The 12,630-nt window shown below is 62.7% G+C and carries 9 protein-coding genes; 4 read left to right on the top strand and 5 right to left on the bottom strand.

The genetic code is table 11. The features are described from left to right. Positions 1 to 99: 99 nt before the first annotated feature. Positions 100 to 1,107 (top strand): NAD(P)-dependent oxidoreductase, encoded by a 1,008-nt coding sequence (locus CGA22_RS14775; protein ID WP_188258631.1) that lies wholly within the window; start codon positions 100 to 102, stop codon positions 1,105 to 1,107. 210 nt (positions 1,108 to 1,317) lie between these two features. Here the strand turns inward: CGA22_RS14775 and CGA22_RS14770 are convergent, their stop codons facing one another. The 4 genes from CGA22_RS14770 to CGA22_RS14755 form a co-directional block, all read right to left on the bottom strand. Beyond that, positions 1,318 to 3,891 (bottom strand): EAL domain-containing protein, encoded by a 2,574-nt coding sequence (locus CGA22_RS14770; RefSeq protein ID WP_041024856.1) that lies wholly within the window; start codon positions 3,889 to 3,891, stop codon positions 1,318 to 1,320. A 144-nt stretch (positions 3,892 to 4,035) separates the two neighbouring features. Beyond that, on the bottom strand, positions 4,036 to 5,835 hold the full coding sequence (locus tag CGA22_RS14765; RefSeq protein WP_041024855.1) for a thiamine pyrophosphate-requiring protein: 1,800 nt from the start codon (positions 5,833 to 5,835) through the stop codon (positions 4,036 to 4,038). Positions 5,836 to 6,104: 269 nt separating this feature from the next. Then, positions 6,105 to 7,424, bottom strand: a complete 1,320-nt coding sequence (locus CGA22_RS14760) for an ATP-binding protein (protein ID WP_041024854.1) — start codon at positions 7,422 to 7,424, stop codon at positions 6,105 to 6,107. Further along, the gene (locus CGA22_RS14755) at positions 7,421 to 8,161 is read right to left on the bottom strand and encodes a response regulator (RefSeq protein WP_041024853.1); all 741 of its coding nucleotides are present in this window, start codon (positions 8,159 to 8,161) and stop codon (positions 7,421 to 7,423) included. The genes CGA22_RS14760 and CGA22_RS14755 overlap by 4 nt, the downstream gene beginning before the upstream one ends. A 232-nt stretch (positions 8,162 to 8,393) precedes the next feature. On the opposite strand from CGA22_RS14755, the gene CGA22_RS14750 reads away from it, so the two are divergent. The 3 genes from CGA22_RS14750 to CGA22_RS14740 all read left to right on the top strand — a co-directional run bounded on the left by CGA22_RS14750 (position 8,394) and on the right by CGA22_RS14740 (position 10,401). After that, positions 8,394 to 8,657 carry a DUF2790 domain-containing protein gene (locus CGA22_RS14750; protein WP_041024852.1) on the top strand — a complete coding sequence of 88 codons (264 nt, stop codon included), beginning with the start codon at positions 8,394 to 8,396 and terminating at the stop codon, positions 8,655 to 8,657. Between the two features lie 96 nt (positions 8,658 to 8,753). Next, complete coding sequence (locus CGA22_RS14745; protein WP_041024851.1) at positions 8,754 to 9,965, top strand: cytochrome c biogenesis protein DipZ; 1,212 nt, start codon at positions 8,754 to 8,756, stop codon at positions 9,963 to 9,965. 118 nt (positions 9,966 to 10,083) lie between these two features. Further along, positions 10,084 to 10,401, top strand: a complete 318-nt coding sequence (locus tag CGA22_RS14740) for a hypothetical protein (protein WP_041024857.1) — start codon at positions 10,084 to 10,086, stop codon at positions 10,399 to 10,401. A 10-nt stretch (positions 10,402 to 10,411) separates the two neighbouring features. Here the strand turns inward: CGA22_RS14740 and CGA22_RS14735 are convergent, their stop codons facing one another. Next, entirely contained in the window at positions 10,412 to 12,292 is a 1,881-nt protein-coding gene (locus CGA22_RS14735) for a sigma-54-dependent Fis family transcriptional regulator (RefSeq protein WP_041024850.1), read from the bottom strand. Between the last annotated feature and the right edge of the window lie 338 nt (positions 12,293 to 12,630).

Here is a 12,630-nt window from a genome sequence, read left to right as displayed (position 1 = left end):
GGGTTAAAAAACCTACCAATGGTAGGTAGTCGGGTGTATGTTCGGGTTGACTCTTCCTACTAATAGTAGGTTTCGTTTCCAACGCAAGGAGAACATACCATGTCTGTTGATCCTATCCTGTTCATGGGCGGCTCTGGCGCCATTGGCCATCATACCGCCCGCGCACTGCGCGCCGCCCATCCCGGCGTACCGTTGCTGATCGGTGGCCGCGATCTGGCAAAGGCCCAACGGGCCGCAGGACAGCTCGGCAACGCCCAAGGCGTGCTGATCGATGCCGCCGCTGACGATTTGGGACTCGGCGATCGCGCTATCAGCGGCGTCGTGGTTTTCTACATGGACCACGCGCTTGCGGGACTGCGTTACGCGCAAAAGCGTCGTGTGCCGCACCTCAGCATATCCTCCGGCATTTTCGAGATCGCCCCGGAAATCGCGACGTACATGCACCGGCCCGATGCCGCCCCCATCGTCCTCGGATACGAATGGATGGCCGGCGCCACGACGGTGGCGACGCTGAGGGTGGCCGAGGCTTTCAGCCGTGTGCACGACATCAGGATCAGTGCATTGGTCGATGAGCAGGACACTGGAGGCCCGACGGTCGCGACCGACTTCGAACATCTGAACAGGATGCTCCCAGCCGCGATGACTCGGCGTGAGGGGGTGTATGTCTGGCGGGAAGGAGAGGAGGCCAAGGCCCGTTTCCGCGCGGTGGACGGCAGGGACATCGAAGCCGGCGGGTTTTCCTCCATCGAAGTCGTCGGGTTGGCGGCCGCCACGGACGCACCCAATGTCCAATTCGATATGGCCATCGGGTTGAGTTCGACCCGACGCCAGGGTGGACCCATGTCGACAGAGATCATCATCGAACTGGCCGGCGAGGATCAGAAGGGCAAGGCGCTGCATACACGTCACGGGCTGATCCACCCGGCGGGCACCGCACCGCTGACCGGCCTCAGCGTCGCGTTGCTCCTTGAGCGGCTGCTCGGCCTTGACGGACAACCGCCTACCGCGCCGGGTCTCTATTTTCCCTATCAATTGCTGAACGCGGCGACGTATCTACAACGGCTGGAACAGGAGGGAGGTGAGTTACGCGAGCTGGCGGTGGAATGATTCGGTCTCCCGGCGACGGATGAGCCGCCTTCGCGAGCAGGCTCGCTCCCACAGGGGATCGGTGAAATGTCCGGTATTTGTGTATCGATACCGGATCCCTGTGGGAGCCGGGCTTGCCCGCGATGACGGTTGCCCAGTCAACATGGATGCAGCCTGACCCGGCGCTATCGCGAGCAGGCTCGCTCCCACAGGAGGCTGCCCGGTGTTGCTTTATAGCCACCGGGGTGTGGTGAAGAACGAGGCCATTTCCGAGCGAGCCAGTGCCGAGCCGAAGTAGGGGCCCTGGACATGATCGCAGGCGACGTTGCGCAGTTGCCTGAATTGCCGGGCGTTTTCGATCCCTTCGGCGGTGACCATCAGTCCCACGCTGCGACTCAGCCGGATCATTGCCAGGACGCCTTCGTGATCATGCTCCAGGCCCAGCTGCGAGAGGATATTGCGATCGAAGCGGATGCCGTCGAACGGTTGGTTCAAGACTTCGCGAAGGGAGGCGATGTTGGTGCCGAACTTGTCGATGTTGATCCGTACCCCCAAGTCCTTGAGGGCATGCAGGGTGTCGGCGACGGTCTTGTGGTCGACCAGCAGAATGCCCTCGGCCACTTCCAGGGTCAGTCGATGGGGAGCCAGGTCGCTCATCTCGAGGGCTGTCTGCACTTGATTGAGCAAGAAGCTGCTGCCGAACCATTTCGGCGAAACCGCGATGGATACGTTCACGGGCGTTGGCCAGCTCGCGGCTTCCTCGCAGACGTTGATCAACATCCACGTTCCCAATTCTTCCAACTGGCCTGACGATTCGGCAACCGGAATGAAATCGGAACCACCCAATTCACCTTTTTCGGGATGGTGCCAGAACGTCTGGGCTTCAAAGCCGTACAACTGCTCGGCGTTGACGTCGAAACGCGGCAGATAACGCAGTTCCAGCTGGTCCCGGTGCATGGCGTCGCGCAGTTGCTGTTCATAGCGACGGCGGTCGCGGGCCACGTTACCCATGGCTTCCACGTAGACGCGCCAGGTGTTACGGCCGGCGGCCTTGGCCGCATACAGGGCGATGTCGGCCTGGCGCAACAGCTCGTCGGCGCGGCTGTCACCGGGTTGCGCCCAGGCCACGCCAATACTCACGCCCAGATACAGGGTGTTGCCGTCCAGATGCATGGGGCGCTGCATGCAGTCGATCAGGCGACCACAGAGTTGATCGAGGTCGTGGGCATTGCCTGGTTCAGGCATGACAATGACAAACTCGTCACCACCCAGACGGGCCACCAGGTCGGAGTCGCGCACGTTCTGCTGGAGGATATGGGCCACTTCCTTCAACACTTTGTCGCCCACGGCATGGCCCAGGGAGTCGTTGACCGGTTTGAAGCGGTCCATGTCCAGGTTCAACACCACCAAGGATACGCCGCTGGCTGGGTCCAGGTACTCGCTGAGGCAATCGAACAGCCGGTTGCGGTTGGCCAGCCCGGTCAGTGGGTCATGCAGGGAGAGATGCTTGATCTGGGCCAATGCCCGCAATTCATCGGTGATGTCGGTGGCGGTGCCACGAAACCCCAGGGTGCCGGCTTCAATGGCGCGGACCGAGAGTTTGCAGGTGCGTATGCGTTGATTGCGTGCGGTGTATTCGCACAACAGGGGGTTCGATGAGGCGTTGTTGGCGCCGCCGAGCAACCACTGGGCAATGGAAATCGACCCGCCGTGAGGGTGCAGCAGGCGATGCAGAGGCCTGCCCAGCCACTCGGAGGGGCTGAATCCGGTCACTTGCTCGAAGCGTTCCGACAGATAGGTCAAGGTCCCGGCCGAATCGACCTCCCACAGCCAGTCGGAAGACACTTCGGCAATGTCGCGAAAACGCTCTTCGCTACGCTCCAGCGCCTTGCGGTGGGCCAGGAGGCTGTTGTACTGGTGTTCCTGGGCGCGAAGCATCATCAAGGCATGACGCAACACGGCGAGGGCCAGGATTCCCAGGATCAGCAGCGCCAGCACCAGCAAGGGCAACAGGACCTTGCGCAGATCGTTGCCGGGGGTTGGCGGTCGCCAGGCCAGGGCCTCGTGGATGTTTTCGCCAAGTGATAACTCGGCCGTTCCGTCTGGCCCCGGCTTATGGCTGATGTAGGCGTCGGGCAGGGCGAAGTCCCGGGCCAGGTTCTGCAACGAGGCCGGATCGAGGACTTTCACGAACAGCAGCAAGCTGGGTGGCCCCGGAATCTCTCGTACGCTGTTGTCCGTACCGGTGGTGATGGCCGATGCGGCGACGAATGCGGGGGCGCCGTCGTGATGCAGCAATTTGACGATGACTTCATCCCGGTTTTCCGAAGCGCTGGCGGCCTTTCTCAGACCTTGCAGGTCGCCCGTCAGCCAGGTGCTGGCATCGGCATCGCTCATTTCGCCGTCGATCACCGAGTAAACCGTCTTCCCTTTGGGAGAAATGACGAACACGGCCTGGTAGCTGTAGAGCGAATAGACGCTGCTGCCGACATTTTCCTGGTCGTAGGCCCAGGCTTTATCCATCTTTACATGCAGATGCCGGTAGGCGTCGCTCCATTTGGAGTAGTCGCTCAGGTCGCGACCGATACCCGTGCGGATGCCGTCGATGGCCCGTTGGGCAAAAAACAGGCTCTGTTCCCGGGCACGCTTGTCCTGGGCCCCGGTGATGTTGAGCAGGACGGCGATCGCCAGCGCGGACATGACAAGCAGGAGGAACATGATGGCCGGGAAAGTGCGTCGGGTGAAACTCCGGGTTGGCTTGCCCGGAGAAAGGTCGGTGGAGTCATTGCCTGCATCTTCAGTCATAAACAAATCATCAGCTAAACGCGAAATATCCCGCACGCCCCTGTATCGGCTGTCAGGCCAATTAACTTAACTGGCCTGACACTCGGTAACTTGATGAGACGGTCAAGTATTGGCGTAGGTGCGCGATGACTGTCGTTGACGCGTTTATTCCTTATCCTTGCGATGGCCCGGGAGCAGGGCGCCCAGGACCTGTTTGGCGGTTTCCACCACGATGCCTCGTTCGTTCGGGTCCCCCTGGAGCAGGGTCGAAGCGAATTTTTTCGCCTGTTCCAGTTTGATATGGGGTGGCAGGGGCGGCACGTCGGGGTCGGTCCGGAATTCGATGAGGACCGGGCGTTCGGCCGCCAACGCTTCTTCCCAGGCTGCAGCGACCTGGTCTTCCTGTTCGACGAGGATGCCCTTCAGGCCAATGGACTCGGCAAAAAGGTGGTAAGGCACATCCGGGATATCCTGGGACGCCTCGAATTTCGGGTCGCCCTCCATGACGCGTTGTTCCCAGGTCACCTGATTCAAATCCCGGTTGTTGAACACCGCGCAGATCCAGGTGCCATTGGCCCAGGTGCGCCAGTATTTGGCGACGGTGATCAGCTCGGCCATGTTGTTCATCTGCATCGCGCCGTCGCCCACCAGGGCGATGACCGGCCGCTGCGGATGACAGAACTTCGCCGCGATGGCATAGGGCACCGCGGCACCCATGGACGCCAGGCCACCCGACAACGAACACATCATGCCGCGACGGATCTGGATATCCCGGGCATACCAGTTGGCGCAGGAGCCCGAGTCGCAGGTGATGATGGCCCGATCTGGCAACCGGGGTGACAGCTCGAACGTCACCCGTTGCGGATTGATCGGTTTGGCCGAGACCAAGGCGCGTTTCTCCAGGGTCTTGTCCCAGTCTGCGCGCCAGTGCTCGATTTTCTTGCGCCAGGCGCGGTCGGTCTTTTCCTCGATCAGCGGCAAGAGGGCGCGCAGGGTATCGGCGCAGTCGCCTTGCAGATTGACCTCCATGGGATAACGCAGGCTGAGCATGTCCGGCTGTATATCGATCTGTACTCCTCGGGCCTGGCCTTCGGGTGGGAGGAACTCGGCATAGGGGAAACCGGAGCCGATCATCAACAGCGTGTCGCAGCCGGCCATCAGGTTGTCGCTGGGTTCGGTGCCCAGGAGTCCGATGGACCCGGTGACCCAGGGCAGGTCATCCGGTACCGCAGCTTTGCCCAGCAGCGCCTTGGCCACGCCGGCCCCGAGTTTTTCGGCGATGGCGATCACTTCGTCTGTCGCCTGTAGCGCACCGGCGCCCACGAGGATGGCGACTTTCTTGCCGGCATTGAGGACCTCGGCGGCTTGGCGCAGATCTTCTTCGTAGGGCACGACCTTGGGTTTGCGGTAGCCGACGCCGGAGTGAACCGTGCCGTGCTTGCGGGGCGGCGGGGTGTATTCCATTTCTTGCAGGTCATTGGGCAGGATCAGCGCGGTGACGCGCCGCTCGCCGACGGCGGTGCGGACGGCGCGGTCAAGCAGGTGGCGCACCTGGGACGGTGTGCTGGCCTGCTGGACGAACGCCCCGGCCACATCCTTGAACAGGCTGACCAGGTCCAGCTCCTGTTGGTAATGCCCGCCGAGGGCGGCGCGGGCCTGCTGGCCGCTGATAGCGAGCACCGGCATGTGATCCATCCGGGCGTCGTAGAGGCCTGTCACCAGGTGTGACGCACCCGGTCCCGAGGTGGCGATGCACACCCCCAGCTCGCCGGTGAACTTGGCGTGGGCACAGGCCATGAACGCGGCCATTTCCTCATGACGGGCCTGGATGAAGCGAATCTTGCCATCGGCACGGTTCAAGGCGCCGAAAACGCCATTGATGCCATCGCCCGGATACCCGTAGATACAGCGAACGCCCCATTCATAAAGGCGTTCCACCAGAAAATCACCGACGGTCATGCTCATGTCTGTCCCTCATTGCTGGGCCGCAGCCGCCTTGGGGCGGCGTGCAGCGTTGGGTGGCTACACAGGACTGGACCGACACAAGTCTTCCAAGGTTTCGATTTTCGAAGGCGAGGGGCGATGGCCGGCTGGTGTTTCGGGCATATTGATGCAAGCTGATCCACCGCTATCGCGAGCAGGCTCGCTCCCACAGGGGATTGAGGGTGTACGCGATTCGGTGAACACCTCGGAAACCTGTGGGAGCGAGCCTGCTCGCGATGGCGGTGGGGCGGTCAGCCCGAGGTCAACGGCCGGCTCAGGCGCAGTTCGGCGCACAGTCCGCCGCCTTCGCGGTTGCTCAAGGTCAATGAGCCGCCCATGGCACTCGCCAGTTGCTGGGCGATGGCCAGTCCCAGCCCGGTCCCGCCGGTTTCACGGTTGCGCGAGCTTTCCACCCGGTAGAACGGCTTGAGCACTTCGGCCAGTTCCTGCTCGTTGATGCCGGGGCCGCGATCCAGGACCTGGATCGCCAGTTGGCCATTGCTGTCGGCCTGTACCTCGATCCACGCCGCGCCACCGAACTTCAGCGCGTTGTCCACCAGGTTCACCAGCACCCGGCGCAAGGCATGGGGGCGGGTGTCGATGACGGCGGCGTTCTTTCCGGACAACTGCACATCCTGCCCGGTGTCCTGGTAGTCGAACACCAGACTGTCGAGAAACGCATCCAGGCTGATTCGACAGCTGGCCTCGGTGGCGCCATGGATGCTGCGGGCATAGGCCACGCCTTCGCGCACCAAATGCTCCATCTCACCCAGATCGCTCCAGAGTTTGTCCTTCTCAATGCCCTCATCCATGAATTCCGCCCGCAGCTTCATGCGGGTGATGGGGGTCTGCAGGTCGTGGGATATCGCCGCCAGCAACTGCATGCGCTCCTTCAGATAGGCGGCGATACGGTCCTGCATGGCATTGAACGCTTTGGCCGCATGGACCACTTCGGTCGGGCCTTGCTCATCCAGGCGCACGCTGTGGGCATTCGGATCGAGAGTTTCCACGGCCTGGGCCAGCCGGGTCAGCGGGCCGACGGCGATGCGCACGGCCAGCCAGGTACAGCCGATCAGCAACGCCAACTGCCCCAGCAACACCACCGGCAACCAGGGGGACAGGGGCATCATGGCCGGCCGGACGTCGATGGTCAGCGGACTGCCGTCGCTCAGGCGCAGGTGCGCCTGGTAATGCTTCTGCGGTCCCGGAATGTCGATAAAGGTCAGGGGATAGGCCTGGCCGATGGCATCCTCGATCGAACTCACCGAGATCGGCGCGTCGTCACGGGCTATTGGCTGGCCGGGTTGTCCTTCATTCAGCAGGTAACCGTAGTTACGTCGGGTGAGCTTGGGCAGCCAGTCCGGGCGTTCGGCGGCGGGCAGGCGATCCAGAATGGCGACGGAGGTCGAGACATCGGTTTCCAGGTTGCCGAGCATGGCGGACTTGGCGGTCTGATAGCGCTCGTAGTACTGGGCGCCGAACGACAAGCCCTGGGCCAGGATCAGGCCGATCAGGAAAATCAGCGACAGCCGCGAGGCGAGGGTGCGCGGCCAACGTAGCGGCAGACTCATGTCGCAGCCTCGAGGATTTCCACCGGCAAGGTGAAGACATAGCCTTCGCTGCGCACAGTCTTGATGTAGGCTGGCTCGCGGGCGTCATCCAGCAGACGCTGGCGCAGGCGGCTGACCAGCAGGTCGATGGAGCGGTCGAACAGATCGGCGTCACGGCCCTGGGTCAGGTTCAGCAATTGGTCACGGTTGAGCACCCGCTGCGGGTGGTCGAGGAACACCCGTAAAAGCCGGTATTCCGCGCCACTCAGGGCGACCATGGTGCCGTCGCTGTCCAGCAGGTGACGCGCTGTGGTATCCAGGCGCCAGCGACCGAACGCCAGCAAGCGGCCGCTTTCGGTGACCACCAGGTTGGGCGGCAGCATGCGGGTGCGGCGCAACACCGCGTTGATCCGTGCCAGCAACTCACGGGCGGCGAAGGGTTTGACCAGATAATCGTCGGCGCCCATTTCCAGGCCGATGATGCGGTCGGTTTCGTCGTTGCGGGCGGTGAGCATCAGCACGGGCGTGTTCTTATGCTTGCCGGCGCGCAGTTCACGGCACAGGACCAGGCCGTCATCGCCCGGCATCATCAGGTCCAGCACGATCAGGTCCACCGGCGTGGTTTCCAGGAAGGCGCGCATCTGCCGGCCATCGGCCACGACGGTGGTGCGCAGGCCATTCTTCTTCAGGTAGTTGCCCACCAGTTCTCTGATCTCGCGATCGTCATCCACTATCAACACATGATCGACATGATCCATGGTGTCCAGCCCTCTTGGCGTTTCGTTGTGATCAGAATACAGGGGCCGGCGGGCCCGGCTCGCGACGGTTTGTATTGCAGTGTATCTGGCGCCCGGCGGATACACAGCGATGCAAAAAGCCCCCAGGCTCGATACAGGCGCGATACCTCAGCGGCATTCAATGGCATCCAACGAGGCAACACACCTGGCCTCGACAGCAAACACACCCATTGAATGAATCGAGGATACCGCCATGAACACCAAAGCCATCTACGCCGCCTGCCTTTTCGCCGCACTGAACATCTGCACCCTGTCGGCCCGGGCCGAAAGCAATGTCCAAGCGCAGACCTACGCCTATGGCAGCCACCTGGACATCCAGAAAGTGCTCACCCTCTCCGAAGACGCCGGGCCTGCCTGCGGCGTGGTCAATGCCCACATGACCTACCTGGATTCGGCGGGGCATCACCAAGCACTGGAATACCGCAAGTTGGCTGACCACTGCAATAACGATAATTGATTTTAAACATTAATAATGATTCATAACTAACTGTTTTTAAACGATAAATATTTAAAGAATGGCCCGAGACGGCCTGACTACCCATGAGGTGATGCCATGCTTCTGATCGCTTTCCTCGGCGGGATCCTGACGATCCTCAGCCCTTGTATTCTCCCCGTGGTGCCGTTTCTGTTCGCCCGGGCCAATCGTACGCCGGGTTCGATGTTGCTGACTCTTGGTGGCATGGTCCTGACGTTCGCCCTGGTATCGAGTCTGGCGGTGGTCAGTAGCGACTGGGTGCTGCGGGCCAGTAGCGTAGGTCGGCAAGTCGCCCTGGGGGTGATGGTGCTGTTCGCCTTGTCGCTGATCTTCAGTCGGGTTGGCACCTGGTTGGCACGGCCGTTGGTCAACCTGGGCAATCGCGTCGATGCCGGCGCCGGGCGACTGGGTGGGCCGGTGGCCTCGGTGTTGATCGGCGTCGCCACCGGGCTGCTCTGGGCGCCCTGTGCCGGACCGATACTCGGTGTGATCCTGACCGGAGCCATGCTGCAGGGGGCCAGTGCCGGAACCAGTCTGTTGCTGCTGGCCTACGGCCTGGGCAGTGCCTTGTCGCTGGGAACGCTGATCTTTGCGGGACGTGGCTTGGTTGCACGGCTGAAGCTTTCGTTGCCGATGACGACCTGGCTGCGCCGTGGCAGCGGTGTGGTGGTGTTGCTGGCCGCGGTGGCGATCGGTACTGGCGCCGATGATCGACTGTTGGCCAGTACCTCTTCCCAAGGGGCCGCGAGCCTGGAGCAGCGCGTGCTGGAAAAGGTGCCCCAGGCAATCGACTACGTGGTCAGCAAGGCCAGCGCCAACCCGATGCCGAACCTCGAGTCCCAGGGCGCCATGCCTTCGCTGGACGGTGCGGTGCAATGGCTGAACTCGCCGCCGCTGAGCAGTGAATCGCTGAAGGGCAAGGTGGTGCTGGTGGATTTCTGGACCTACGACTGCATCAACTGCCAGCACACGCTGCCCTATGTGAACGACTGGGCCAAGAAGTATGAGAAGGACGGGCTGGTGGTGATCGGCGTCCACACCCCGGAATACGGCTACGAGAAGATCATCGACAACGTGCGCCAGCAGGTTCGCAAGCTGGACATCAACTACCCGGTGGCCATCGACAACCAGTACGCGATCTGGCGTGCCTTCAATAACCAGTACTGGCCGGCGCACTATTTCATCGATGCCAAGGGGCAGATGCGCTACAGCCACTTCGGTGAAGGCCGCTACGGTGAGCAGGAGCAGGTGATCCAACAATTGCTGCAGGAGGCCAAGGCGAGCCAGTAAAGCTGTGGCGAAGGGCCAGTCGAGTACTGGCCCATCGTTCGTTTGAAGGTTGTCAAACTTCTTTTATTTCATAAAGTTGGACGACAAACCTATGCGATTTTCTATGTGGGGCGCGGCCATGTGGGTCGTAGCGACAACTCTCCTGGCCAGCGTCTCGCTCGACACCCAGGCCCGGGCGTTGACGCAAAACCAGCAGTCCATATGCCGCTGGGGTGCGGACATCGCGGCAGGCGCGCAAGCGTCCAAACTCTCCGGTGTCTCCCTGTACGGCGCCCGAAAAAAGCTGCAAGTACGCAAGTTTCCCCGGCCATGGATGCGCATGACCGCCCTGGGCATCACCGAACAGACCTACGACAGCGCCTCCCGCCTCAAACCCGCCGCCGTCAAGCAGACCTACTACGAGCAGTGCGTGCGTCACGAATTGGCGCGCCGTTAGTCAATCCCGTTCACCCCGGGCTTCGGCCAGGCATCTCGATGCCGTGTTGATGGACCCTTCGGTACAGGGTGGCCCGGGAAATGCCCAGCGCCCGGGCGGCAGCGGTGGGTTTCCAGCGATGGCGCACGAGGGCATCGAGCAGGGCCTGGCGTTCCGGGCTGGCGCTGGGCTCCGGCGCAAGGGCGGCGCCTTGAATGCCCTGCAACGACTCCGGCAGGTGGGCGATCTGGATCACGGAGCTCTCGCAGACCGCACAGGCGTAGCGCAGCACATGGCGCAACTGGCGGACATTGCCCGGCCAGTGATAGCCGAGCAGGCATTCCAGGGCCGCGCTGCTCAATTGCACGGCGCCGCCGCAGCGGGTCGACTCTTCTTCGAGGATGCGGTTGATCAGCGTCAGCCGGTCACTGCGCTCGCGCAGCGGCGGCAGTTGGAAGCGGGCGCCGCCCAAGCGGAAATACAGGTCCTCGCGAAACTCGCCGGCGCTGACCAGGCCTTCCAGATCGCGGTGGGTGGCGCAGATCACCTGGATGTCCACGGCTTTGCGGCGCGACGCACCCAGAGGCGCCACTTCGCCCTCTGCCAGCACCCGCAACAGGCGGGTCTGCAAGGCCAGCGGCATATCACCGATTTCGTCCAGGAACAGCGTGCCGCCGTCGGCCTGTTGCAACAGGCCCTGCATGCCCTTGGTCGAGGCGCCGGTGAACGCCCCGGCCACATAGCCGAACAACTCGCTTTCGATCAGGCTTTCAGGAATCGCGGCGCAGTTCAGCGCGACGAAAGGACGCTCACGGCGCTGGCTGGCCTGGTGCAACTGGCGGGCGAACACCTCTTTGCCTGAGCCGGTTTCGCCCTGGATCAACACCGGCAGGTTGCGATCCTTGACCCGCACCGCCAGGCGCAGGCTGTCGGCCAGGCGTGGATCGATGTCGACCGGCGCCATCGCTACCCGAGCACGGGGTTGCGCCCGATGCCGCGGTGCGCTCAAGCGGCCATGCAGGGAGGATTCGGTCCCCTGGCGGCTGAAGGGATAAAGACTCTCGTCCCGGGCACGGTGCAACCATTGTTGATCGAAGACCTGGCTGATGTGCTGCGGCAACTGGTCGTACTGCTGCAGCAGGTACTGGCGTGCGGCGGGGTTGAGGGCTTGCAGGCAGCCGTCGTCGTCCCAGGCGAACAGATAATCGGGCTGGCTGTCGACGTAGCCGGCGTTGCGATGGGCCCGAAGCACCCAGTAGCCCTGGGCACTGCTCATGAAGAATGCCTGTTCGATTTCCCGGGCGCTCTGCACCACCATCTGACGGATCAGGTGCTGCGAGCGGCGGTCATCCGGCGAGCGCACCGCCGACACGTCCAACACCCCGAGCAGTTCCCCTTGGGGATCGAAGACCGGCGCGGCGGAGCAGGTCAGGCCAATGAACGCGGCGCGGAAGTGATCGCGCTTGTGCACCGTCACCGGCGCCTTGGCCGTGAGCACCGCCGCCACGCCGCACGTGCCTTCCTCGCCCTCCGACCAGCAGGTGCCCAGGTACAGCCCGGCCTTGCGGCAGTCGTTGCGAATGGCGGTTTCGACACGGTAGTCGATGGTCTGGCCCTGGGCATCGGTCAGCAACACACAGTAGTCGGCGTCCCGTACCCGGCCATGGAGGCGCGCCACTTCTTCGCTGGCGATATTGAGGAACAGCTCGGAGCGCTCGCGGCATTGCTTGAGTACGTCCTCGGAGAGGATACGCGGGCCCTGTAGCGAGCCGGGGTCGAGGTGATGTTGCTCCATGGAGCGACGCCAGGAGTCGAGGATCAGGTCCGGGACGGGCAACTGCGGCAATTGGTCCGCGTTCTTCACGACGCGGCTGACGCAATCCACATGGGCCCGGGAGTGAGCGGAAAGCATGACTGGCCTCCGGTTCAGCTTCTTATCGTTGTGCGCCCATTAAGCGCCGTTCGCCGGGCCCAGACAAGCTTGGCGGGATTGGTCGTCGGCGTGAGACGCCACGTCTCACGGTCTCGCCAACGGCTCGTGCAGGCTGACATGTGGCGTCTCACAAGGCCTTGCCCCGGTTCGTGGTTTATCTCGCTGCGAAGGCTCTGGCCCGGGCGTCTTCTGGTTTTTTCACGCATCTGGCACCGCCCTTGCTCTATGCCCTGGGCCCGCATGACGGGTCTTCCAATAATAAGAACCGAGGTACGTTATGTCTTCCTGCCCAGGTCGTTTGCCCCTCACGTTCACGG

It is taken from the genome of Pseudomonas sp. PSB18 (assembly GCF_014596565.1).
In the GTDB taxonomy this organism is placed as follows: domain Bacteria; phylum Pseudomonadota; class Gammaproteobacteria; order Pseudomonadales; family Pseudomonadaceae; genus Aquipseudomonas.
The sequence above is the reverse complement of the archived record's forward strand: the minus strand, read 5'-3'. Positions and strand labels throughout refer to the sequence as shown.